The following is a 22,685-nucleotide window of genomic DNA, read 5'->3' as shown; positions in this document are numbered from 1 at the left end:
GCTCTTGGTTTATGGATTCACCACACGCTACCCCCGAAACGCCACATCCCAAAAGGTGAAACCGATCATGATGGAAAGAAAAAAAATCGTCCCGAGAAAGGAGAGCACCACCAGACGGCCCTCCACCCCGATGTGCATAAAAAAAATCAGCACCAGGGAAGCCTTGGTGGAGGCGATCGCCAGGGCAACCCAGACATTAAAGGCCCCAAGGTCCACGTATGAAGCGGCCACCGTCACCCCCGTTAACGCGACAAGTGCCACCAGAATCCCCAGCAATCGACCGTAGGATGCAATGTGCATGATTTTTCCTTATTCGCCCCCCACTCCCCCAGAAGGCCCAGCAAGATTCCCGATCGTCACCCCTGAGAGGCGACCGTTACAACACCAGATAAAACAGCGGAAAAATAAAAATCCAGATCAGGTCCACGAGATGCCAGTAGAGCCCGACATTCTCCAGCAGCACGTGATTCTCGGCTGTTACGCGCTCTCGGGCCGTGAGCACCAGTGCCACCGACAAAAGGGTCATGCCGATGACAATATGAAGGCCGTGAAGCCCCGTCATCACATAATAGAGGCCAAAAAAAATATTACGCCCCGGAGCCCCGTATGCCAGGGTCTCGGAACCGGGATAGATGTCGGCATGAATTTTGTGTCCCCACTCAAAATATTTGTTCATTAAAAAAAGCAACCCGCAGCAAATGGCGACGGCAAGACAGAGCAGGCTTCTCTTTTTCTGGGTTTTCTGGACCGCGGTGATAGAGGCCGCCACGGCAAAACTGCTGATCAGAAGAATCAGGGTATTGGCCGCCCCGAAAAGACGACTCAGAGATTTCCCGCCCTCGATAAAATCAGAGGAATACGTCGAGAGATAGACGGCATAGAGCACAAAAAGCCCGCCAAAGAGGACAATCTCCGTATAGAGGAAGAGCCACATGCCGAGACGGGTTCCTTGATGATCTGCTGCCCGCCTCATGACACCTCCACATCGTCACGCCTTGTTTTCAGAACCTGGGTAAAATCGTAGGGATAATCGAGAACCTCCGGTTCCTTGATAAAATTATGCAAGGGCGGCGGTGAGGGAATCGTCCACTCCAGGGTCGTGCCTCCCCAAGGATCTGAGGCGGCGACAGCGCCCTGCCGCAAAGAGACCATCAGGTTCCCCAGCATCAGCACCAGGCCGACGAGCATAAAAGCGGCCCCGAAGCCCGCCACAAAATTGCCTGTTTCAAACTCCGCCACATAGTCGTAATAACGACGCGGCATCCCCTGGAGCCCGATGACAAACATGGGGACATAGTGCAGAAGAAAACCGAAGGTAATGAAGACCGCAGCCCAATAGGCCCTTTTAAAATGATACATCCGCCCGAACATCTTGGGCCACCAGTGATGAAGGGCCGCAAAAAAAGCAAACCCGGTACCCCCGAACATGGTGAAGTGAAAATGGGCCACCACAAAATGGGTATCGTGGACATGGATGTCCGTGCCGGCAGCGCCCAGCACCAGCCCGGTCAGACCTCCCACGGAGAAGAGATAGATAAAGCATAAGGCAAAGAAAAGGGGGGGCGTCATGAGCACCGACCCCTTGTAGAGGGTGGCGACCCAGCTGAACACCTTAATGGCCGACGGAATGGCCACAATAAAGGTCAGAAGGGAGAAGACAAACACCGCCGTATCGCTCATGCCGCTGGTGTACATGTGATGGGCCCAGACAAGGGACCCGGCGATGGCAATGGCGAGACTGGAGAAGACAATGGCCTTGTAGCCAAAGATCGGCTTTCGAGCAAAGACCGGCAAGATCTCAGAGATCACGCCCATTCCGGGCAAAATCATGATGTAAACGGCCGGATGGGAGTACATCCAGAACAGATGCTGATAGAGAATGGGGTCCCCCCCCTTGGCCGGATCAAAGAGCCCCACACCAAGAAACCGCTCCGCGATAATCAGAAGCAGGGTGATGGAGACCACCGGGGTGGCCAGAATCTGAACCCAGCTTGTGGCGTAGAGGCTCCAGGTAAAAAGCGGCATCTGAAACCACCCCATCTTTTCATGTCGCATCCGATGGATGGTGGTGACAAAATTAATCCCGGTCATCATGCTCGCCATCCCCAGAACGAAGGCGGCAAAGACCGCGGTGGAGACGTTGCTGTGGGTCCCCACGCTGAAGGGGACATAAAACGTCCACCCGGTATCCGGAGGACCGCCGATAAAGAGCGTGGCCAGCGCCAGCCCCCCTCCGGCGACGTAGAGATACCAGGAGAAAAGGTTCAACCGGGGAAAAAAGACATCATCCGTCCCAATCTGAATGGGAAGGAAAAAATTCCCGAAGATCGCCGGAATGCCGGGGATGATGAAAAGAAAAATCATGATCACCCCGTGAAGGGTGAAAAGGGCATTGTAGGACGAAGGCCCCATGAGGGTCTCCCCGCGAAACATCAGCTCAAGGCGCATGACCCCACCCAGAAACATGGCCACCACAAACCAGAAGAGGATCACCCACAGATACATCAATCCGATGCGTTTGTGATCCGTGGTAATGAGCCAGGAGAGCACACCGGAATAACGGGGGGGGGACGGGGTGTCAAAAAAGGAAGGAACCTTCTCCATCTCGGATCTCCATCAGTTTTTTCGAACCTTCGGGGCCACCACCAGGTAGAGGAACATCAGCCCCACCAGGGTCAAGGTAACGCTGCCCATGGTTCGATACACATTCAAGACATAGCTCCGGTTCTTGGGATCATAGTCAAAGCAGAACGTAACCACCTTGCGAATGGAGACAGAGGCCACCCCATCGGCGGCCTCCTTCAGCCCTTGTTTCAAATCCGCCGTCAGAAAATTAGGACCGTAAAGGTACCGGATAATTTTGCCACGGGGTGCGACGGCAAGCGCCACATTCGGATGGATATAAGAATGGGGGCCTTTCCTCGTAAAACGATACCCCATGGAGTCACAGAGCCGCTTTACGCTGCGTTCATTTCCGATGAGAAACGGCCAGGCATCTGCCGGATAGCCACGGCCCAAGAGCTTCATGTATTGCGCTTTGGCCCGGGCTGCGTCGTCAGGGGTCTCCTCGTTGGAGATACTCAAGGCCACAACCCGGTACTCCATGGACGGAAAAAGATCCAGATCCCGTACCGCCGTCGCCATAGAGGCCAGGAGAAGGCTGCAGGACCGCGGGCAATTGTAAAAGGCCGGGATCAAAAGGGTTGGCAGGTCCAGGACCTCTTCCAAGGACACCCTCTCCCCCGTCTCGTTCCACCACTGGCCTTCGGTGTCCAGGGTCTCTCCAGCCTTCTCATCCACTCCCACGTCCACGGCCACCTCCCCGGGCATCACGTGGGCCAAAGGCTCGCCCTGAACGGCCTCCACCGGGATCTCGTCCCCGTGCGAATAACAGGGGGCCGCGGCCCCTAAAGTCAGCCCCAGGATAAGAAATCCCCAAGCGATCGCCCGGCTCATTTCACCTTCTCCGAGACACCGGAGGAGAGATTAACCCGATGCACCGATCGGAATTTATGGACCGACCGAAAACTGTCCCGTCCGCTTCCCAGGGCGAGAAGCACCGTGGTCATCGCTTCTGGATCCAACTCTTTATCATTGGGATCCCCACTTTTAAGGGGAAGGGTAAAAAAGATTTCCGTCACCCCTTCTTTTTCGGAACCGGAGGTTCGGGTGAGGTCGTTCCGCCCCCCGACCCGCGTATCGGCCTTGTGGTTTCGCTCACCATTTCCGAAATGGTCCGTCACCTTCACTTTTCCGTCTTTTACATACCCCATGATGAAGTCGGCTCCCTTCATCATCTTGTCCGGATTGAAACCCACGGCCACCCACCCGGTGGTCTTCCCCGTGAGTTTCACCCGAAGCGCCCCGTCACCCACCGTCCAGCTGAAAACCAGGGGACCGTCAACAAGGGTATGATCAAGCGCCTCCTCCCCGGCCAGAGAGACACCGGCTGCGCTGATCCACAAACACATCGCTGCGACCATCAGATATTTCATATCGTCCTCCTTCACCCGTAAATGAGTTCTCCCCCGGAAAAACCCAAGCCAATGGCGTTGAGTAACCCAAGAAAATAAAGCAGACTTCGCAGATCCGGCTTCGGTGTCTCCGGGTCGTCCAAGGCAACGATCAGAATAAGAATCACCAGCAGGGTCAGGGCCAGGACCATTTTCAGTCCGATGAGAAACTCCCACTCGCCCCCATACCGGTGCTGCCAGTCCATCCACCCCAGAATCGCCGTGGGAGGCAGCCCGAGCAACCCCACCACGGCACAACGGTACCCGGTTCGTGCCAGGTCTTTCATGGAAGTAAACACAGCCGCCATACGAAAAATAAGCGCACCCATCACCAACCCCATGGGAATATGGGTGGCCGCCGGATGCAGGGGATGGAGAAAACCGACGTTCTCCAGAAGTCCGTAGATAAACTCAACCATCTCGTGTACCTCGCAGGTTAGGATCTATTGACGTGAGGGCACCCACCGGTTGCGATGGACAGCCAAAGACACTGGCGGGTCAAAATATGAGTGCGGCAGGGATCATTTTGATAGAAAACCAAAAAAACAGGAACGGCGAGTCAAGACGAAGGCCCTGGAAGGAAAGTGAAAGCGGTCGCAGAGGCAATGGCCTGACCTTTGAAAGCGAACTACTTTTGTGAGGAAAAACGTGCAGATAGTTTATCAGAGAGTGCTCAGGGGATCAACACCCTTGCACCCGGAGAAGGATATTCCCCGGGCAATAAAAAGGACTCAACCATGGCAACCCCCCGGTAAACGGAACGAAAACCGGGGGAAACGGACCCATTAATAATCCTTTTCCGGAAGCTCGGGAGGAAGGGTACCGCAAGGATAGCGCCGGAGGACACCCAACGACCCAGTGCGCTCCAGGACCTCGAACTGCCCGGAGGCCACGGCCATCTTGTAGATATGATGGGGAGCCTGGCCCCCCTCGTCGATGGAGTCATAAATATCGTGAATCAAGAGATAACCCCCGGGCATCACATGCCGACCCCAGCAGGCGTAATCGTTGTAGGCCGCCTCATAGGTGTGCCCGCCATCAATAAAGACAAGGCTCAGGGGAGTGGCCCAGAAACGCCCCGCCACCGACGATTTTGACACCAGGGGCACCACGGTGTCATTGAGATCGGCCCGATCCAGAGTCCTGCGAAACACCGTGAAGGTATCCACTTTCTCTTCGGTGTCGTCCCAGAGGTCTGCATCAAAAAACATCTCCCCTTTCTGCTGCTCTTCCGAGCCCCGGTGATGATCAACGGCAAAGAGAACACTTCCCGCCTCCCGACACGCCTCTCCGATCCAGAGCGTCGATTTTCCGCAATAGCTGCCGATTTCAAGGCAGGGTCCCCGTTGCGAGGCCTCCGCTGTTAGGGTATAAAGGCGCGTGCCCTCATCATGGCTTAAAAAGCCTTTTACACTGTCGATCAATGATCTGTTTAAAGCCATACAACACCATCTTTCCTGAAATGTCAGATAAAAAAACGGGGCGCCCTGCCGGGACGTCCCGATCACATCAAAAGAAATAAAAAGGGAACTATTACTCGTCGTACGAGGCCACCAGGACCTCCCGGGATTTCGCCCCATCTGCGGGTCCGATCACCCCATCGCGTTCCATGGCCTCAATGATGCGGGCGGCCCGGTTGTAGCCGATACGAAGATGGCGCTGAACGCTGGAAATGGAGGCCTGACGGGTTCGGGTCACGAGAGCCACGGCCTCGTCATACTTCTCATCATAGTCGGCGTCCCCTCCTTCAGCAGCCGCCACCTCGGGTGGGGTGTCGAGAATAGAGGTGTCGTACCCTGGGCCCTGTTGCTCCTTCCAGAAACTGATGAGCTCACTGAGCTCCTCATCGGAGATAAAAGCCCCGTGGATTCGCATCAACTTGGCGGTACCTGGCGGCAGGTAGAGCATGTCCCCCATACCCAGCAGGTTTTCGGCACCGTTGGAGTCAATAATGGTGCGCGAATCGGTCTTAGATGAGACCTGAAAAGAGATACGCGTGGGAAAGTTGGCCTTGATAATACCGGTCAACACGTCCACGCTGGGCCGCTGGGTGGCCAAAACGATATGGATACCTGAAGCACGGGCCATCTGAGCGAGACGGGTCAGAGCCACCTCCACATCCCGGGAGGCCACCATCATCAGGTCGGCCAGCTCGTCGATAATAATCACAATAAAGGGGAGTTTCTCCAGCGGCTCTGAGCTCTCCTCGTTTTCAGGCGTCTCCGTTGTCCCCGCTGCAGGCTGAGGCACCTTTTTCTTCGCCCCGCCTTTCTTCGACTCCTGATCGTATTTTTCCACCATCTTATTAAACTGATCGATATTTCGGGCTTTGTGTTCCGCCAGAAGCTCGTAGCGCCGTTCCATCTCCCGGACAGCCCAGAAAAGGGCATTGGTGGCCTTCTTCATATCCGTCACCACCGGGGTAATCAAATGGGGAATCCCGTTGTAAACGGAGAGCTCGATGCGCTTGGGATCAATCATAATCATCCGCACATCTTCCGGGGTAGATTTAAAAAGGAGGCTGGAAATCATCACGTTAAGGCCCACACTCTTACCCGCTCCGGTGGCACCGGCGATGAGAAGGTGGGGCATCTTGTTGAGCTCTGCGACCATGGGATTGCCCACGATATCATGGCCCAGACAGATACACAGGGGAGATTTGGACTTGATGAAGCTGCTGGAGGTGACGATCTCTTTGAACCACACCTTGCTCCGGACATCGTTGGGCACCTCGATGCCGATGGCGTCTTTACCGGGAATGGGGGCCACAATGCGGATACTGATGGCCCGAAGGGCCAAAGCCAGATCGTCGGCCAGGTTCACGATCTTGTTAATCTTTACGCCAGGGGCCGGTTTGTATTCGAAGGTGGTGATCACAGGTCCGGGAGAGACCTCCGACACCTTGCCCATCACCCCGAAGTCCTCGAGTTTTTTTTCAAGCAGCACCGAGAGCATCCGCAAACTGTCGTTGTCGACGACGGCGCCCTCCTCTTCCTCGGGATCATTCAGAAAAGAGATGGTCGGCAGCCGGTAGCCTTGGGCGGCCCCGGCCGGGGTCATGAAGCTGAACTCCTCCTGCTGAGCCACGGTGGCGGTGTGCGCTTTTTTGGGCTTAACGCTCTTGATTTTCACCTCGGTCACTTCGGCCGGGGTGCGCTTGGCCAGCTTGCGATTGGCCTTACGTTCTTTGCCCTGCGCTGTTTTGAGGCTCTTTTCGAGTTCTTTTTTCACTCGGCGCTCGGCGCGTTTACCCCGATGCTCGGCGCGTTTCTCCCGACTCTTTTTCAACCCGCTGCGCATGAACTGATAAAGGGCGATAAAGGAGAACCCGGTGGAAAGAATCAGGCCGATACAAATGGCCACGCCGATGATAATCAAACCACCGGTGAGGTTGGTATATTTTAAAAGCGCCCCTTTAAGAAGGGTTCCCACCAGCCCCCCTGCGGGAAATCGATTTTCAAAAAGAATGTAATAATCGAGGCCAGACACCATGGCCAACAGCGCGCCGGTGGAAAAGACCAGAATGACCCCACCCCCGGTGATATAATAGAGACTGTTCCCTTTTCGATTGCTCAGAAAATGAACGCTGGCGATGAGCAGCAGGACGGGAATCCAGAAGGCCCCCATCCCGGCAAGGCCAATAAGAAATCCGGCAATATGAGCGCCCAGTAATCCGAAGAGATTTTTCACATGGGCAGAGGCGCCGACATGGTTGATGGAGGGATCGGTCCAGTTGTACGAAACAAGGCTGATCAGAGTCAACACGACAAGAAAAAACAGAAGCGTACCGGTGATCTCTTTTCTCATCCGAATCTATAGCTCCATGATAACGGGAACGATGATGGGTCGGCGCTTGATGGTGAAATTGAAATACTGCCGCAATGCCTTTTGAATTTTGGTGCGTATCACGTCAGTGCGGTTGGGCGCATCCATGCCGATCTCTTCGACCACTTCCAGAATCACGCACTGGGCGTCGTCCAGAAGATGTCCGGTGGCCGTCCAGAAGACAAACCCCCGCGAAACGATCTCCGGGCCGTAAACAATGACCCCGGTCTCCTCATCAAAGACGATGGTCACCACCACCAGGCCGTCTTTCGCCAGCATCTGACGCTCTTTCAAGACGCTGCGTCCGACATCTCCCACCCCTTTGCCATCCACCAGAACGCGGCCGGTGGGCACCTTGCCGCCCAGATGGGCCCCGTTGTCGTCAAAGGTGATGATGTCCCCGTTTTCGGCCAGCATCACATTCTCCTCGGGGATCCCGGCAGATTGGGCCAGGCGTGAGTGATTTACCAGGTGCCGATACTCGCCGTGGATAGGGATAAAATACCGGGGCCGGGTCAGGTGCATCATCGTCTTGAGTTCTTCCTGATAGGCATGGCCGGAGACATGCACCGGCGCCGTCTTTTCATACACCACCGTGGCCCCCAGCCGATAGATGGTATTGATAATACCGGCGATGGCTTTTTCATTGCCTGGAATAATCTTGGATGAGAAGACGATGGTGTCGTCTTTGCGGATCTTGATATGCTTATGGTTCCCGGCGGCCATACGGGCCAGAGCGCTCATGGGCTCTCCCTGACTCCCCGTGGTAACCAGGATCAGGCGATTGGCGGCAAAATCATTGATGCGCCGGATATCGAGCTCCATCCCTGCAGGAATCTGAAGGTAACCCAGCTCGCGGGCGATCTTAACCGTCATCTCCACGGAACGCCCGCAGAAGACCAGCTTGCACTTTTTCATCTCTGCGATATCGACAATCTGCTGGATGCGGGCCACATTCGAGGCAAACAGCGCCACAACGATCCGCCCCTCGGCATCGAAGGCGATGCGCTTTAAGGAGTCAGCGACCTCGCTGTCGGAGATGGTATACCCACGTTTCTCGACGTTTGTGGAGTCCGACAAGAGGGCCAAAACCCCCTTTTCGCCATACAGAGCAAAGCTGTTGACGTCGGTCATGGTGGACTCTTTGCCCGAGAGGTTGATCTTGAAGTCGCCGGTATGAACCACGACCCCCCGAGGCGTACGGATAGCCAGCCCGACACCGTCCACCGTGGAATGGCTCACCCGAATGGGATCCACTTCAAAAGGCCCGATACGCAGCAGGTCTCGGGCATGAAAAACGTTCAACGAGGCGGAACTCAGCCCTGCCTGCTCTTCAAGTTTCCTGCGGACCACCCCCAGGGTAAACGGGGTGCCATACACCGGGACATCCACCTCACGCAGGAGGTATGGAAGGGCACCGATATGATCTTCGTGGGCATGGGTAAGAATCACGGCCAGAATGTTCGAGGCATTTTGTTTGATGTAATCCATGGAGGGAATCACGATGTCGATCCCGAGCATGTAATCTTCCGGGAACATCAGCCCTGCATCGATAATAATGGCTTCCTTGCCGTACTCAATCACCATCATATTGAGCCCGATCTCCCCAAGGCCTCCCAACGGGATGATTCTCAGAGCTTTTTCGCTTTCCGGTGGCACTGTGTGTTCCATCTATTCACCCAATTCTCATCCGTTCAATTGACGCCTGGATTCTCAAAATTCACCGGCACTGCGCCTCGCTCCCAAACAGTCTTTCAGGAGAGAACTCCCGCAGCTTCAAACAGGCTATCCATTCGGCGGACCAGCCAGAGGAACTGGCGATCTGTGGCATAGCCGATGCACTGACAGGTCACCCGTTTCCTTGTCCGAACAAGCAATTCACACGAAAGGCGCCCGGGGCTCAAGTCCAATGCAAAAACATGGGGGCCACACGCTGCATGGGCCTTCTGCTCTTCACTCAGGATCTCGCTGTCCAGGGGAAGCCAGTAGAGATCTCCCAGCGGAGAGGGTTCAAGATGAGCATCAAGCCAGGCTTTAATCTTTTCTTGATCCTCGAGTCTCAGTTCATCGATGACATACTGTTTCATAAATCTGACAATTCCACTTTTATATAGAGATATATTAAGCAACGACGTATCACAAATTGCTGCCTCAGGCAAGGTAGTTGTTCCACCGGAACATGGACTTGAAAGCACGAAAGTATGTGTATTCAAAAGAGGATTTGAAAGGTGAGTCTGAATGAGGCGGGCAAAAAAATCCCCGATCGCATCGATGTACGTCGGGGATTCATGAAGAAAGCGTCAGCTAGTTTTCTTCAACTGTAATCGCATCAGATTCGCAAACTTCAACGCAGCTTTCGCAGCCAAGGCACTCTTCAGCATTTGCAGGGTTGGACTTGCCGTCCTTCATCTCAAATACCTCGGTGGGGCATACGTCTACACATTCTTCGCAACCGGTACACTTGGCAACATCTACTTTAGGTTCGAAACCCATCTTAAAGCCTCCTTAAAAAATATTCAGTTATATTCTCACCCAAACTAAATCAGGCGTGAAAACGCCTAAAAATAATCTGTCCTGTCGAAGTCAGGTATATTCATTATATATTTTTCAGGGGCTGTCAACATGGTTTTTAAAAAAAGCTTCGCGATGAAAAACCCCTCCGCACATCACTGCCTCGGTGTAATTCCCTCCAACAATAAAAATAAAACATTACCATTAATCTCAGAGGGTTGAGCGGTATAATTCGCAGAGAAAACATTTGTCCCGGAAATAAACTTGTTAAAGACATTATACGGGTGTTCACGACGAGTGATAAATATCCTGACCGTAACGGTTCCATCAGGCGCAACGGTGCCCCTTTGAGCCACCCCATCACCTCCTAGAATATTCTCCAGAAAGCCGCTCCCCAGCTGCTCGCCCCGGAAGCGTCCAAGCTCCTCAAGGGGAGCCCCATACTCTTCCACCAGCTCAAGGGCCTCCCGGCTCTCCGTCACAAAAACACAGTCCGGGCAGGCCGCCGCCTCCCCCACAAACAGAGTGGCCCAGGCGGAAAGGCGTTTGAGCATCCTCACATCCCCGCCCTCGTCCCCCAGCACGGCCTGTTCGGGGAAATCGGGCACCTCGCCTTTCAAGTCACCCAACAAATCCTGCTGCTTCTTGTCAATCCGCGCCAGGTCGAGGTTAAGTTCCCGGTGACGCAGATCGTATTCAGCGGCAAGGCTCAACAGGGCCCGGGCAACCGTGAGGGGATCTGCCTCTGGATCCACCTTCGCCCCCCCTTTGACCTGACGTTGCAGCTCGCTTTTAATTTGAGAGGTGAGCAGGTCATCGAGAGGCTCAACCCGGCGTCCCCGCCCCAGGGCGTAGGTGACCAGCGCCTCCTGATGCAGCCCGCCGAACTGCCTCCAGACGGCGAGCAGCCCTTTGAACTTTTCCGTTTCGTCCGGGGTCGGCACCAGGGCCGTCAGCCCCTCGGGGACCGGATCCTCGTTAGAGGGTACGATGACGGCCACCTCATCAAACAGGCGCCTTAACACATCGGAGGTGGCATCGGAAACATGGGTATGGGGAAAAAATCTTACGCGCATTGAGAGCTCCCTGTCATATAGTAAGGTGTGTTTTCCGAAGGGTTGTCGTCTGCCCTGGGGCTGCAAAAAAAGGAGGGGGTCCCTCCTGATTCCTCATGGGTTCCGTACCGCGCGGGCATCGTGAACACTGACGCCCAGCGCCTCAAGGCGAACCCGGAGGGCGTCGGCCCTCTCCCACTCGCCCCTTTTTCTGGCCGCAGCTCTCTCGGCAAGGAGAGCCTCCACCCCGCCAGAAGGATGAATGTCCTTTTCTGAGAAATGGAAAATCCCCAGCACCTGATCCACGTCTCTAAAAATTTTAAGCAGTTCCCGTGCCCCGTCGGGATCAATCCAGCCCTCACCCATCAGGGCATTAATACGCCGAATCGCCCGGAAAATGACGGCCAGGGTACGGGAAAGGTTGAGATCGTCATCCATGGCGTCGATGAGGCCCTTCCGAATATCGTAGACCACCTGATCTATATCGGCATAAGGGAGCCCCTCCTCTCGCATCACCAGGGCTTTCATGCATGCGTCGATTTTCGACAGGGCCTTGGCGGCCTCCTCCAGACGTTTGGGAGAATAATTAAGCGGTTTTCGATAATGGCCTGAAAGAAGCCAGTACCGCAGAACCCGGCCATCAAACCCCAGGGCCTCGATCTCCTCTAAGGTGATACGCGATCCGGTGCTGTCCAATTTCCGTCCATGGGCCAGGACCCGATCGCAATGGAGCCAGAAACGCGCCAGAGGGCCACCGCTCAGGGCACGGGCAATGGCCTCTTCGTTTTCATGGTGGGGAAACAAGAGCTCCCGGCTGCTGGTATGAATATCAAAACCGGCCCCCAGAAAGGCCATGGAGATGGCCGCACACTGCACATGAAGTGAGGGACGGACTCGCCCCCAGCGCGTGGCGATGCTCACCCCCATCTCCCGTTCCTGACTGCGGGTTCGCTTAAACAATGTGAAATCCCGAGGATTTTCTTTTTCGTATTCGTCCAGGTCCACGGTGGCGCCAAGACGGATCTTTTCGAGATCCACCCCGGACATGGCCCCATACTGAGCCACACGGGAGATATCGAAATAAACAGAGCGTAATTTCTCGTAAGCGACCCCTTTTTTCAACAGCTCCTCGGTCACGGCAACCATCTTATCCACATGCTCGCTGACCTTAGGGCAGGCTTCGGGGGACTTGATGGCAAGCGCGGCAAGATCTCTGTGAAAAAGATCGATCCAGTGCGCGGTAAACTCAGCCAGAGGAACCCCTTTCTCTGCGGCTCCGGCAATGGTCTTATCATCAAGATCGGTAATATTAATGATGTGCCGGACGGAAAACCCGCGAAAGCTCAAGTAACGGCTCAGCAGATCTGAAAAGAGAAACCGGCGCATCAGGGAAAGGTCCATGCGCTGATGGACGGTGGGGCCGCAGGTGTACAGGGTGACCACCCCCGGCTCCTTCGGGGCAAACATCTCACGACGCCCCGTGCGGGTGTTGTAAAGCATCGGACCGGGCTTGTCCTTGACCGAGAAGAGATGGGTAGAGAGATAGCGTTCCCCGCCATCAGGCAGAATCACCACCACGGTTCCCGTGTCCATGGTTTCAGCCTCCTTCACCGCAGCGACCATGGCCGCCCCGCTGCTCATCCCCACAAAAAGCCCCTCGTCCGAGGCCAGCCTGCGGGTCATCTCAAAGGCTTCGTCATCTTCTACGTTGACCTTGGCATCCAGGCGGCGACGCTCATAGATCGCAGGTTCATGGGCTTCTTTCATGTTCTTAAGGCCTTGAATACCGTGTCCTAGATACGGTTCGACCCCAACAATGCGGATCTCATCACGATACTCCTTCATTCGGCGGGAGAGCCCCATCAACGTCCCCGTGGTCCCCATGGAGGCCACCACACAATCCACCTGGCCGTCGCATTGATCCCAAATTTCTGTTGCCGTCCCGTTGTAATGGGCCATCCAGTTGGCCGGAGAGCTGTACTGGTTGCTGCGGTAATACATGTCGGGATGCTCCGCCACCAACCGGGTCACCTCTTCAATGGCCCCATCGGTGCCGAGGTGACCGGGGGTGAGGACAATTTCAGCCCCCCGGGCCCGCAAAATTTTCTGACGCTCTTCGCTCACCGCGTCGCTCATGGCAAGCTTAAGGCGATAGCCCTTCACCGAGCATACCAGGGCCAGACCGATCCCGGTGTTTCCGCTGGTGGCCTCAATGACCGTCTTGTCCTGGGTCAACTCTCCATTTTTTTCCCCATACTCGATCATGGAAAGAGCAGCCCGGTCTTTAATCGAGCCACCTGGGTTCACATACTCCAACTTGGCAAAAATACGCACCTGGGGGTTCGGGTTCAATCGCGTCACCTCCACAAGGGGGGTGTTGCCGATGGCGTCCAATATCGTATGGGTCTTCATTCTATGACTCTTTTCATCCATTGATCCGGGCCAATCGGTCGTCGATAGCCCGTAAAATTTCTTCCGTCACCTCATCGGCAGAGAGGGTGGCGTCAATCACCTCAAACCGTTCCGGCTCCCGGTCGGCAAGGGTCAGATAGCCCTTTCTCACCTTCTCGTGGAAGGCCAGGGCCTCCTGCTCAAAACGGGATTCATCCACGGTGCGATCTCCGGCCTCAAGGGCAGAGATGGCCCGTTTTAAGCCCACCTCGGGAGGCAGATCCAGAAGCAGGGTCAAATCAGGCCGAAGCCCCTTGAGCACCAGGGTATGGATCGTTTCAATCACCTCAAGATCCAACCCCCGGGCATACCCCTGATACGCGGTGGTCGCATCAAAGAACCGATCGCTCACCACCACATCTCCGGCCGCCAGACAGGGAAGCACCCGCTCCCCCAGGTGCTGGGCACGGTCGGCGGCATAAAGAAAGAGTTCCGCCAGGGAGGTGAGCCCGCAGCTCTCCGGATCCAGAAGTATCGCCCTGATCTTTTTCCCGATCGGCGTGTCTCCGGGCTCCCGGGTGATGACACACCGCTTCCCTTTTTTTTCCAAATGGGCCGTTATCCGTTTCATCTGAGTGCTCTTTCCAGAGCCCTCGATCCCCTCAAGGGTAATCAGCATAATCTTTCCTTAACTCGTTTTCGATGGCTGCGTATTCACGCACGACGGTTCCTGACCACCCACGCGACCCATGTTCAACTTGACTTTTCAAGGCATTCAGGGTTTAAAACTTGGTGGCATCGCTCAACACCGGCCCTGCAAACACACATGCGCACATGGCCGCAGGGGCCGGACCCGGTCAGAACGGGTACCGATGAGGTTTCCTCAATAAGAGGCCCAACGGTTCCCGGCCTTTCGACCTGTGGTCGGCATCATACGTGATGGTCGGGCAAAAATCAAAATCAAAGCCGCACCCGTTCTCCGATGCCTCGTCTCCTCCGGCCACCCCAGGTGGCAGGCAAGACAGCAGAGGCCCAGCGGCCGGAGAGCTCAACCTCCCCCCACTCGTGGGGTGACAGACGACACAGGCACGTCCCATCATGGTCTTTTCGTACAGATTCACAGGGCTCCTTCTGCTCTGCCTTCTTTCGCTCTTTCCCGCTGTCGCCATCGCCGCCCTCCCGACGCCGGGCAGCGCCCCAGTCAACATCACTGCAGACAGCCTGGCCCATGATTCGGCCAAAGGGGTCTACATCGCAGAGGGCAACGTGGTGATCACGGACGGCGCCGTCACCCTGCACGCCGATCATGTTACCTACCACCTGGAGCAGGGGACCGCCGAAGCAACCGGCCATGTAAATCTTCTCTCTGAGGATGAAGAGATCTCCGCAGACTCCGTCTCCTACACCATGGACAGCCAGGAAGGCACCATCACCAACGGAACCGTCTTTATCAAAAGCCGCAACCTCTGGATCCGGGGTGAAACACTCGAAAAACGAGGCGAAAACCGCTACACCGCCGATCGGGTCCGCATCACGACCTGCGACGGCGAGGACCCCGCCTGGGCCATCACCGGACGCAAGTTCGATCTCACCATCGAAGGCTACGGCACGGCACGGCACGTGATGCTGGAGACCGGCGGGGTTCCGGTGGTCTACACCCCCTTTCTCCTGTTTCCCGTAAAAATCAAACGCCAGACAGGCCTGCTCGCCCCCATCCTCAGCTACTCCTCACGCAAAGGGTTCGAAGCCATCCAGCCCCTGTTCATCACCTTGGGAGACAGCATGGACGCCACCGTCTATACCCACTATATGGACAAGCGGGGCACCAAAGCGGGGGCCGAGTTCCGTTACATGGCCAGCCCCCTCTCCAAGGGGCTCTTTTTTGCCGAAGGATTCAATGACCGGCAAATTGACGACGGCACCAGCGAAAACTCCGATTTCGGATACAGCGGCACCCCGAACCGCACCAACACCGACCGATATTGGTTTCGCGCCAAGGCCGATCAAAAGCTGCCCGGTGGCTTCTCCGCCAAACTCGATATAGACTGGGTGAGCGACCAGGATTACCTGAGAGAGTTCAAAGAGGGCCCCGGTGGATTCACCGACACCCAGAGCGGCATGGAAGAGTTCATGGGACGAACCATCGAAGACCGGACCGACACGGTGCGAACCAACAAGGTTTCTGTGGTCAAAAGCACCCACGCCTTCACCGCCAGCATGTCTGGCATCTGGAATGATAACGTCGTGGCCCGTTCCCAGGATACCAACGACACCACGCTCCAGCAGCTCCCCACCCTGACGGTCAGCCAATCCCGAAGCACCCTCGGAAAAACACCCCTGCAGTTTGCCATGGAAGGAGGAGCCGCCAGCTTTTATCGCCAGGACCTCACAAGCACTCTCTATGACGGCGAACGCACCTACATCCTGCCCAAAGTTTACATGCCCTTCACCGTCGGTGCCTTCTCCGTCGACCCGAACGTCGGGCTCCGTGGCCTCTGGTGGGACATCAACACCTTAAATGACGCCACCCCCCTTTCCGGTACGAACTCAACGGCCGTCCCCGAATTCACCACGGACATCTCCACAGAGTTTTATCGTATTTTCGAAACGGAGTCCGGTTGGGCCGACAAGGTGCGCCACCGAATCAAGCCCACCCTTACCTATGCCTGGCAGGAACACTTGAACGACACCCTCTACCCGACCTTTGACACCGTGGACGACCTGGACGGCAAAAACCAGCTGACCCTGAAGTTGAACTCCTTTCTGACCTCAAAAAAAGAGACGGAAAACCTCCCTGTCTACCGGGACGTCCTGACAGGGACCCTCTCCCAGACCTGGGACATCCAGGAGGATCGGGAGACCCAGCAGGCCGACTGGCGCAACGGACTCACGAAACAGCCCTTCCGGCCCTTCTATGCAGAGCTGGCCTTTCACCCGGCCAGCCAGCTGGCGTTTACACTCGACGGGACTTGGAGCTGGTATGAATCCGAGATTCTGACGCAGAACACCTCCCTTGTTATCGGCAGCATCCCGGGAAACCGATTCACGGTCAGCCATCGAAAGAAACGGGACCCCTTGGAGAGCATCCATCAGCATCTCGGCATGGCAGCGGCCGCCAGCTACGAATCGTCCGAGAGCGTGGTGACGAAGCTGGACCTGGGGCTGGGGCAAAGCGTTGACCTCAATCTCGAATATGAACGTGACCTTCTGGAAAACGAAGACATCATCAAAGCCGTCGGTCTCACCTACAAAGCCTCCTGCTGGTCCCTTTTCACCCGATTTGAAGAGTCCACCGACGATACAAAAATCACCGTTGGTGTCGAACTCACAGGACTTGGCGGCTTTGACAGCAGCTACAAGCCAGACTAAAATGAAGGGTTGAGGCCCTAATCTAAGTGACCCCTTTTAAGGATCTTCGCATGACCATTATCACCCCGACTGAAAGCTCATGGTATGCACTTCACACGCGAAGTCGATTTGAAAATGTGGTTTTCGACAACCTGACAAAAAAATCTTTTGAGACCTTTCTTCCCAAAATGAAAAAACAAAGCCGGAGAAAAGACCGTCGGGTGGTCCTCGATGTTCCCTTCTTCCCCGGATATGTTTTTGTCAAAGCCGGCCTGACACCGGAAAATCACATCTCCATCTTAAAAACCCTGGGCGTGGTCCGGGTCCTGGGAAGCGCCCAAGGCCCTGTGCCTATCCCCGAAGAGGCCCTCGACTCCCTTCGGATCATGGTCACGACGGGTGAGGAGATTATGACCTCTGTCGCCTTTACCAAAGGCGAACGGGTCCTCGTCATCCGAGGGCCATTTGAGGGAATTACCGGCATTTTCACCCAAGCCCTCGGCCAGGGAAGGGTCATCGTTAACATCGATATCCTGGGCCAATCGGCTGCGGTCCACGTCTCCGAATCGGACATCGAAAGTATCCCATAAATCGAAATTCACAGGGCTAAGGTCTGAAACATTTCGGCACGCGGATCGGTTTACGATGGGCTGAGATTTCACTTTTTTACGCAATCCCACCAAAACTTCATCATAACCCCTTGACTTGCTATGGATTTACATCTATTTAAGAGCGATGAAACGCCTTGCAGGCGTCAAGTTTGAAAGATAAGTCTTAGTATTCTAAGGAGGATGTATGAATAAGCTGGAGCTGATCTCCACACTGAAAAACGAAGCCAATATCTCCAAAGCGGAAGCTGCGGAGGTTGTTCAAATCTTTTTCGACTCAATGACCGATGCCCTCACACGAGGTGACCGCGTGGAAATTCGCGGCCTCTGTTCATTTTACGTTAAAGAGTACAAGAGTTACACCGGCAGAAACCCAAAAACCGGTGACAAGGTTCTTATCAGCCCCAAGAAGTTGCCTTTCTTCAAGTGCGGCAAAGAACTCAAGGAACGCGTCGACTACTAACGCCTTCCAACGGGTAAGACACCGTTCACCTCCAAAGGGTCAGCGGTGTCCCTGACAACCAGTCGGGACAATCAAGGCACTGCCGGGGCGGCAGACCAAGGGTCAGTACCCTTATAAACCGTCCCGAGTCACGTGCCATTTTTTTTAAAAAAAGGCGTTCCCCACTCTGGACACCTCGCGTCATCATCCACACAGGTGGCAACATCTATGCTTGAGCATTTTCGAGAACAGGACGAAAGCCTCTCCATCCTCCTGTCCATGGCACAGCACAAAACCCTCCCCCACGCCCTGTGCTTTACCGGTCCCGCCGGGACAGGAAAAGCCGAAGCGGCACTGATTCTTGCACAGATCCTTAACTGCCAGATCCCCCCGGCGCCGCCGGAGCCCTGCCCTACCCCCTTTTTCTTCCATCGCTGCGGCTCCTGCCGGAGCTGCCGAAAAATCGACGCCGGAACCCACCCGGACATCCGTGTTATCGAGCCGGAAGGCAGTCATATCAAGATTGCGCAGATCCGTGATCTATGCAATACTCTGCTTGCAAAACCACTGGAGGCGACCCATCGAGTCATCCTGATCAAAGACGCAGGCCGCATGAACCGCGAGGCAGCAAACGCCCTTTTAAAGGTTCTTGAAGAACCCCCGGCCGGAACGTTTTTTATCCTGACCTCACATCAGCCCTCAGAGCTTCTGCCCACGGTGCTTTCACGCTGTCAGGTCATCCGATTCCGGCCCCTCGCCCAAGAGACGGTCATACGCGGCCTGATGACAGAAGCCAACCTGCAGAAGCCACAAGCCGAGGCCGTAGCCGCCCTCTGTCAGGGCAGCTTCGCCACCGCGCGCGAGATGGTCTCCGGCAAGGGCGGCGTGGACGCCTGGTTTGCACAGCGTAACTGGATCTTTACGGCCCTTCCCCTGCCGGGAAGGGGCGATCTTTCACACGCCCTGGCCTTCGCTGAAGTGCTGGGGCGGGATAAGGAGAAGGCCCTCCGGTCCCTCTCCCTTATCGGGCACTACCTTCACGACCTGATGGTCTGTCGGATAGATCCGAAATGTGTGGTAAACCACGATCTCATGCCGCAGCTGGAAGCCGATGCGGCCCGGTTTACCTTGCCACGCCTCGCAGCTATGGCCGAAACGGTTCGTGACACCCTTGTACGCCTTGAGGGAAACACCGTCCTCCGGCATACCTTGGAGGTTATGGCGTTAAAGCTGATGCAGAGCTGATCCTGCGGCTTCCCTTTGTCGTGCTCCTTATCTTACGGCAGACCCCTTAAAGGGTCTATCCAAGACAAAGGGGCATTGGTGCTTTCGCGTATAGACACCCGTGACAAGCAACCCCTTTACACCCAAGCAGTGTGGCACAACGCTATGGAAAAAGTAGTCGGCATTCGGTTTAAACCCGCCGGAAAAATATACGATTTCAACAGTGGTCCCTATGTCCTCAATGTGGGAGACAAGGTGATCGTCACCACCGAGCAGGGGCTCGGATTCGGGGTGGTTGCCACCCCACCGGAACCCCTGGACAAAAAAGAGTCCAGCAGCCCCTTGAAAAAGGTGTTTCGCCTGGCCACAGACGACGATGTGGTGCAAAGAAAGAAGAACATTCTTCTCGAAACCGAAGCCCACGATTTCTGCCAGGTTGAGGTTGAAAAATTAAAACTCGAGATGAATCTCTTTGCCGTGGAAAGCACCTTTGACGCCAGCAAGCTCACCTTTTTCTTCACCGCCGACGGCCGTGTGGACTTCCGTGAGCTTGTGAAGATTCTCGTCCGCCAGTTCCGCCTCCGCATTGAAATGCGTCAGGTGGGCATCCGCAACCAGGCGAAGATGTGCGGGGGACTGGGACGGTGCGGCCGCGAAATCTGCTGTTCCTCTTTCATTGAAAAATTCGAGCCCGTCTCCATTAAAATGGCCAAGGAGCAGGGACTCTCCCTGAACCCCACCAAAATATCCGGACTGTGCGGGCGACTCATGTGCTGCCTGACCTTTGAAGACGGCACGTACAAGAAACTCAAAGAGCGCTATCCCAAGGTGGGCAAATTCGTGATGACGGAAAAAGGCCGCGGAAAAGTAATCCGTCATAACGTCATCTGCAGTCGCCTCACCGTGAGACTCGATGAGGGAGGCGAACACGAAGCCGACGTGGCCGACGTTCAGCAGGAGAAACCCAAAGGGTAACGATCGCCGTTACGTCGATACGAGAAGACACCCCTGACCGGTCAGAAATGACACCACCAGAGAAGCAAAGAGATGAGATCCATGAATCAGACTGATCCTTTTTATATTACGACGCCCATTTACTATGTAAACGCCAAGCCCCATCTGGGTCATGCCTACACGACCATCGCAGCCGATGTTGTGAGCCGATTCTATAAAATGCTCGGCGCACCGACCTACTTCCTTACCGGCACGGATGAGCATGGAGACAAAATTGCTGAAGCCGCTGAGGCCAACGCATGCAGCCCCAAAGAGTACGCCGATGAAATCAGCGCTCTCTTTAAAAACCTCTGGCCCAAACTTTCCATCGCCAACGACCATTTTATCCGCACCACCGACGAAAGTCACAAAAAGGTCGTGGCCGACATCCTCCAGAAAATCTACGACAACGGCGACATCTACTACTCAGAGTATGAAGGGCTTTACTGTGTGGGATGCGAGCGGTTTTATCTGGAACGTGAGCTGGTGGACGGCAAATGCCCGGACCATAAAAAAGAGCCCAAGCGGATCAAGGAGTCCAACTACTTCTTTCGCATGAGCAAATACCAGCAGTGGCTCATCGACCACATTGAGGCCAACCCCGATTTTATTCGGCCCAAGCAGTACCGGAACGAGATGCTCTCCTTTTTAAAGGAGCCCCTGGAAGATCTCTGCATCTCACGCCCCAAGACCCGTCTCACCTGGGGCATCACCCTGCCCTTTGATGACAACTACGTCACCTATGTCTGGTTTGACGCGCTGCTGAACTACGTCTCGGCCCTCGGTTACCCCGACGATGAAAAATTCACCACCTTCTGGCCCAAGGTCCAGCACATTGTCGCCAAAGACATCCTCAAGACCCACGGTATTTACTGGCCCACCATGCTGAAAGCCGCAGGTATCCCGATCTACAACACCCTTAATGTCCACGGTTTCTGGAACATGGGGGACGCAAAAATGTCCAAGAGCCTGGGCAACGTCGCCAGCCCCGAAGCCCTTCTGGACAAGTACGGGGTAGACGCCTACCGTTTCTTCCTGATGCGCGACATGTCTTTCGGCCACGACTCCAATTTTTCCGAAGAGTCCATCGTCAAACGCATCAACTACGATCTGGCCAACGACCTGGGAAACCTCTTTTCTCGCGTGATCGCCATGAGTTTTAAGTATTTCAACGGGGTGGTCCCCGAGCCCGACGCCACCCTCATGGAGGAGCTCTCCCTGGCCGGCGACGCGACGACAGCCTTAGACATCTTCAGCACCGAGATGCCCCTCTTCGCCTTTGATCGAGCCCTGAAAGGGGTCTGGGGATTTATCAGCCGCATGAACAAATATGTGGACGAAACCGCCCCTTGGGATCTCGCCAAAGACGAGGCCCTGACGCCTCGACTCAAAACGGTGATGTACAACCTCCTGGAAGGCCTCCGTGTGGTGGCAGGCCTGATCTCTCCCGTCATGCCGGGCACTGCGAAAATCATGCTTGAGCATCTGGGGATGGCTGAAACCCCCATGGTTCTTTCCTCTTTTAATCAATGGGGCGCCCTTCCGGCAGGCGGAAGCATTACCAAGGTCAAGGCCCTCTTCCCCCGCATCGATCTGAAAGCCCTCGAAGCCACAAAGGAGAAGGCCGCGCCCGTCAAAAAAGAGCTGTCGACCCCCTTAAAGCCTGAAATCAGCTTTGACGACTTCCAGAACCTGGACCTGCGTGTGGGCACGGTTCTGGATGCGGAACCCATTGCCAAGGCCAACAAACTTCTCAAGGTCACCGTCGATCTGGGTGAAGGGACCCCTCGAACCATCGTCGCCGGCATTGCGAAAAGCTACACCCCGGAAGAGCTCAAGGGTGCCCAGGTGGTGGTGGTGGCCAACCTCGCCCCGGCCTCCCTCATGGGCGTGGAATCCCAGGGCATGCTCCTTGCCGCCACCAAGCGTAAAAATGCCACCCTGGCCACCTTTGCCGTGGACGGATTGAAGCCGGGAACACCCGTCAAATAACCTTTCCGCCCCTTTTGTGGAAGAAAGGATGACCCACTTGCGCCACCTCACCCGAGGGAGACCCCTCGGGCGAGTGGCAACCCGGCAGGCAGACCCCATATCATCCCCCTGACCGGGTCTCATCATGGACGTCGCGTTCGCCCCCCGGGGCCGAATGCTGTGAACATCACGACACCTCCGACGAGATCTATGCGACAGCAAAAACAGGACTGGCGAGCTTATCAGCACAGCTTAAAGCAGCGCCAAAAAAAAAGTGACCGAACCCATACCCTTAAAAAGGGTG

At 55.5% G+C, this 22,685-nt stretch carries 20 protein-coding genes; 6 read left to right on the top strand and 14 right to left on the bottom strand.

What is annotated here, in order from left to right:
• Positions 1-27: 27 nt before the first annotated feature.
• The 14 genes from Q1Q75_RS12805 to tmk all read right to left on the bottom strand — a co-directional run bounded on the left by Q1Q75_RS12805 (position 28) and on the right by tmk (position 14,474).
• On the bottom strand, positions 28-300 hold the full coding sequence (locus Q1Q75_RS12805; protein ID WP_300671197.1) for a cytochrome C oxidase subunit IV family protein: 273 nt from the start codon (positions 298-300) through the stop codon (positions 28-30).
• A gap of 76 nt (positions 301-376) precedes the next feature.
• Entirely contained in the window at positions 377-973 is a 597-nt protein-coding gene (locus Q1Q75_RS12800) for a cytochrome c oxidase subunit 3 family protein (protein ID WP_300671195.1), read from the bottom strand.
• Entirely contained in the window at positions 970-2,604 is a 1,635-nt protein-coding gene (locus tag Q1Q75_RS12795; protein WP_300671192.1) for a cbb3-type cytochrome c oxidase subunit I, read from the bottom strand. Before Q1Q75_RS12795 ends, Q1Q75_RS12800 begins: the two co-directional genes overlap by 4 nt.
• A gap of 12 nt (positions 2,605-2,616) precedes the next feature.
• Positions 2,617-3,456 (bottom strand): SCO family protein, encoded by an 840-nt coding sequence (locus tag Q1Q75_RS12790; protein WP_300671189.1) that lies wholly within the window; start codon positions 3,454-3,456, stop codon positions 2,617-2,619.
• Positions 3,453-3,995 (bottom strand): DOMON domain-containing protein, encoded by a 543-nt coding sequence (locus Q1Q75_RS12785; RefSeq protein ID WP_300671187.1) that lies wholly within the window; start codon positions 3,993-3,995, stop codon positions 3,453-3,455. Before Q1Q75_RS12785 ends, Q1Q75_RS12790 begins: the two co-directional genes overlap by 4 nt.
• Positions 3,996-4,006: 11 nt before the next feature.
• Positions 4,007-4,432 carry a DUF2231 domain-containing protein gene (locus Q1Q75_RS12780; protein ID WP_300671184.1) on the bottom strand — a complete coding sequence of 142 codons (426 nt, stop codon included), beginning with the start codon at positions 4,430-4,432 and terminating at the stop codon, positions 4,007-4,009.
• A gap of 366 nt (positions 4,433-4,798) precedes the next feature.
• On the bottom strand, positions 4,799-5,455 hold the full coding sequence (locus tag Q1Q75_RS12775; protein WP_300671182.1) for a class I SAM-dependent methyltransferase: 657 nt from the start codon (positions 5,453-5,455) through the stop codon (positions 4,799-4,801).
• Between the two features lie 91 nt (positions 5,456-5,546).
• Positions 5,547-7,820, bottom strand: coding sequence for a DNA translocase FtsK (locus Q1Q75_RS12770; protein ID WP_300671180.1), 2,274 nt, complete (start codon positions 7,818-7,820; stop codon positions 5,547-5,549).
• 6 nt (positions 7,821-7,826) lie between these two features.
• A complete protein-coding gene (locus tag Q1Q75_RS12765) occupies positions 7,827-9,509 on the bottom strand; it encodes a ribonuclease J (protein WP_300671177.1) in 1,683 nt (560 codons plus the stop codon).
• A gap of 83 nt (positions 9,510-9,592) precedes the next feature.
• Complete coding sequence (locus Q1Q75_RS12760) at positions 9,593-9,925, bottom strand: hypothetical protein (protein WP_300671175.1); 333 nt, start codon at positions 9,923-9,925, stop codon at positions 9,593-9,595.
• A gap of 217 nt (positions 9,926-10,142) precedes the next feature.
• Complete coding sequence (locus Q1Q75_RS12755) at positions 10,143-10,331, bottom strand: ferredoxin (protein WP_300671173.1); 189 nt, start codon at positions 10,329-10,331, stop codon at positions 10,143-10,145.
• 173 nt (positions 10,332-10,504) lie between these two features.
• A complete protein-coding gene (locus tag Q1Q75_RS12750; protein WP_300671171.1) occupies positions 10,505-11,425 on the bottom strand; it encodes a hypothetical protein in 921 nt (306 codons plus the stop codon).
• A 93-nt stretch (positions 11,426-11,518) separates the two neighbouring features.
• On the bottom strand, positions 11,519-13,816 hold the full coding sequence (locus Q1Q75_RS12745; RefSeq protein WP_300671169.1) for a cysteine synthase: 2,298 nt from the start codon (positions 13,814-13,816) through the stop codon (positions 11,519-11,521).
• A gap of 13 nt (positions 13,817-13,829) precedes the next feature.
• A complete protein-coding gene (gene tmk / locus Q1Q75_RS12740; protein ID WP_300671166.1) occupies positions 13,830-14,474 on the bottom strand; it encodes a dTMP kinase in 645 nt (214 codons plus the stop codon).
• A gap of 419 nt (positions 14,475-14,893) precedes the next feature.
• Here tmk and lptD point away from each other — a divergent pair, with 419 nt between their 5' ends.
• The 6 genes from lptD (at position 14,894) to metG (ending at position 22,402) form a co-directional block, all read left to right on the top strand.
• Positions 14,894-17,164: an LPS assembly protein LptD gene (gene lptD, locus Q1Q75_RS12735; RefSeq protein ID WP_300671163.1), complete on the top strand. Its 2,271-nt coding sequence runs from the start codon at positions 14,894-14,896 to the stop codon at positions 17,162-17,164.
• 50 nt (positions 17,165-17,214) lie between these two features.
• On the top strand, positions 17,215-17,733 hold the full coding sequence (locus Q1Q75_RS12730) for a transcription termination/antitermination protein NusG (protein WP_300671160.1): 519 nt from the start codon (positions 17,215-17,217) through the stop codon (positions 17,731-17,733).
• 205 nt (positions 17,734-17,938) lie between these two features.
• Positions 17,939-18,214 carry an HU family DNA-binding protein gene (locus Q1Q75_RS12725; protein ID WP_092211940.1) on the top strand — a complete coding sequence of 92 codons (276 nt, stop codon included), beginning with the start codon at positions 17,939-17,941 and terminating at the stop codon, positions 18,212-18,214.
• Between the two features lie 207 nt (positions 18,215-18,421).
• Positions 18,422-19,438 (top strand): DNA polymerase III subunit delta', encoded by a 1,017-nt coding sequence (gene holB / locus Q1Q75_RS12720; RefSeq protein WP_300671147.1) that lies wholly within the window; start codon positions 18,422-18,424, stop codon positions 19,436-19,438.
• 144 nt (positions 19,439-19,582) lie between these two features.
• Complete coding sequence (locus tag Q1Q75_RS12715; RefSeq protein ID WP_300671144.1) at positions 19,583-20,392, top strand: stage 0 sporulation family protein; 810 nt, start codon at positions 19,583-19,585, stop codon at positions 20,390-20,392.
• Between the two features lie 81 nt (positions 20,393-20,473).
• Complete coding sequence (gene metG / locus Q1Q75_RS12710) at positions 20,474-22,402, top strand: methionine--tRNA ligase (RefSeq protein ID WP_300671141.1); 1,929 nt, start codon at positions 20,474-20,476, stop codon at positions 22,400-22,402.
• Positions 22,403-22,685 lie beyond the last annotated feature (283 nt).

Source organism: Desulfoluna sp. (genome assembly GCF_030145185.1).
Lineage (GTDB): Bacteria > Desulfobacterota > Desulfobacteria > Desulfobacterales > Desulfolunaceae > Desulfoluna.
Note: the sequence above shows the minus strand (reverse complement) of the source record. Positions and strands in the feature narration are given on the sequence as shown.

Excerpts from the sequence above, each read along its gene's own strand:
- Q1Q75_RS12805 (WP_300671197.1), bottom strand. The coding sequence starts at position 300 with ATGCACATTGCATCCTACGGTCGATTGCTGGGGATTCTGGTGGCACTT.
- Q1Q75_RS12800 (WP_300671195.1), bottom strand. The coding sequence starts at position 973 with ATGAGGCGGGCAGCAGATCATCAAGGAACCCGTCTCGGCATGTGGCTC.
- Q1Q75_RS12795 (WP_300671192.1), bottom strand. The coding sequence starts at position 2,604 with ATGGAGAAGGTTCCTTCCTTTTTTGACACCCCGTCCCCCCCCCGTTAT.
- Q1Q75_RS12790 (WP_300671189.1), bottom strand. The coding sequence starts at position 3,456 with ATGAGCCGGGCGATCGCTTGGGGATTTCTTATCCTGGGGCTGACTTTA.
- Q1Q75_RS12785 (WP_300671187.1), bottom strand. The coding sequence starts at position 3,995 with ATGAAATATCTGATGGTCGCAGCGATGTGTTTGTGGATCAGCGCAGCC.
- Q1Q75_RS12780 (WP_300671184.1), bottom strand. The coding sequence starts at position 4,432 with ATGGTTGAGTTTATCTACGGACTTCTGGAGAACGTCGGTTTTCTCCAT.
- Q1Q75_RS12775 (WP_300671182.1), bottom strand. The coding sequence starts at position 5,455 with ATGGCTTTAAACAGATCATTGATCGACAGTGTAAAAGGCTTTTTAAGC.
- Q1Q75_RS12770 (WP_300671180.1), bottom strand. The coding sequence starts at position 7,820 with ATGAGAAAAGAGATCACCGGTACGCTTCTGTTTTTTCTTGTCGTGTTG.
- Q1Q75_RS12765 (WP_300671177.1), bottom strand. The coding sequence starts at position 9,509 with ATGGAACACACAGTGCCACCGGAAAGCGAAAAAGCTCTGAGAATCATC.
- Q1Q75_RS12760 (WP_300671175.1), bottom strand. The coding sequence starts at position 9,925 with ATGAAACAGTATGTCATCGATGAACTGAGACTCGAGGATCAAGAAAAG.
- Q1Q75_RS12755 (WP_300671173.1), bottom strand. The coding sequence starts at position 10,331 with ATGGGTTTCGAACCTAAAGTAGATGTTGCCAAGTGTACCGGTTGCGAA.
- Q1Q75_RS12750 (WP_300671171.1), bottom strand. The coding sequence starts at position 11,425 with ATGCGCGTAAGATTTTTTCCCCATACCCATGTTTCCGATGCCACCTCC.
- Q1Q75_RS12745 (WP_300671169.1), bottom strand. The coding sequence starts at position 13,816 with ATGAAGACCCATACGATATTGGACGCCATCGGCAACACCCCCCTTGTG.
- tmk (WP_300671166.1), bottom strand. The coding sequence starts at position 14,474 with ATGCTGATTACCCTTGAGGGGATCGAGGGCTCTGGAAAGAGCACTCAG.
- lptD (WP_300671163.1), top strand. The coding sequence starts at position 14,894 with ATGGTCTTTTCGTACAGATTCACAGGGCTCCTTCTGCTCTGCCTTCTT.
- Q1Q75_RS12730 (WP_300671160.1), top strand. The coding sequence starts at position 17,215 with ATGACCATTATCACCCCGACTGAAAGCTCATGGTATGCACTTCACACG.
- Q1Q75_RS12725 (WP_092211940.1), top strand. The coding sequence starts at position 17,939 with ATGAATAAGCTGGAGCTGATCTCCACACTGAAAAACGAAGCCAATATC.
- holB (WP_300671147.1), top strand. The coding sequence starts at position 18,422 with ATGCTTGAGCATTTTCGAGAACAGGACGAAAGCCTCTCCATCCTCCTG.
- Q1Q75_RS12715 (WP_300671144.1), top strand. The coding sequence starts at position 19,583 with ATGGAAAAAGTAGTCGGCATTCGGTTTAAACCCGCCGGAAAAATATAC.
- metG (WP_300671141.1), top strand. The coding sequence starts at position 20,474 with ATGAATCAGACTGATCCTTTTTATATTACGACGCCCATTTACTATGTA.